Here is an 835-nt window from a genome sequence, read left to right as displayed (position 1 = left end):
CCCGCCACGGTGCTTGCCGAATACTCGGTGACGGGAGAGGACGGCACATGGCATGCCGCATTCGCGGGCGGAGACGTATTTGCACATTACAGTTATGACGGCGGCAGGACATGGACACCAAAGATAAGGATTGTGGGCAAATCGTTGGAGTTCAAAACGGCAGTTAAGCATTTCGCTACGTGGTCGGATTACCAAGCCGGGAGGGGTATTCCGGTCCGACCGACTGTCTTCCTCGTTGACAAAAAACAGCAGGGCGCGGTGTCACCGATAGTGGTCACGTACCGCGCAGGAAATTTTCAGCAAGGCGTGCCGCCTTATGAAAACGTGGCTGTGGCGGAAGCCGGAGATAAATATTTCACAAGTGCCGACGGGCATCTGTGGAACTCTCAAGGGCAGGGCAAGCCGTGGTTGGACATGGGCAGGATAGAGGGTGCGGCAGGTACGGACGGGGTGTCGTTCGTTCTGTCGCCTGCGACGGTGATTTTCGAGCAGGACGAAAAGACATTGAAAATTGACACCCGTACATTTGCCGCACATGTAATAGGAATGAGCGGCACACGCGTGCTTTCCGCAGGGCGGGACTATAAGATTGCAAGGGTTGACGGCGTACACTGTAATGCAGTGGCGAACGGAGACCGCATATTAATAGAGAGCATAGGCAAAGACGCGGAGGGCAGGTATTATTCATCGGGAAGCGTCACCGTGACGATTAAAGGTATCGGCAGTCAGGAAATTGTATTGACACTCAATTGGGCGGCCAACTTGCTCGGCACTTGGAAGCAGACTGTGAAAAATGATGTTATGCAGGCGGTATCGGAAAAGACGGTAACATATA

1 protein-coding gene is annotated in these 835 nt (G+C 53.5%); it reads left to right on the top strand.

Going from position 1 to position 835, the window contains the following annotated elements:
• Positions 1-835 (top strand): hypothetical protein (locus EII32_RS12255; RefSeq protein ID WP_158611189.1); only part of this gene is annotated, 835 nt, incomplete at both ends.

The sequence above is a fragment of the Prevotella sp. OH937_COT-195 genome, from assembly GCF_003932845.1.
In the GTDB taxonomy this organism is placed as follows: Bacteria; Bacteroidota; Bacteroidia; order Bacteroidales; family Bacteroidaceae; genus Prevotella.
The sequence above is the reverse complement of the archived record's forward strand: the minus strand, read 5'-3'. Positions and strand labels throughout refer to the sequence as shown.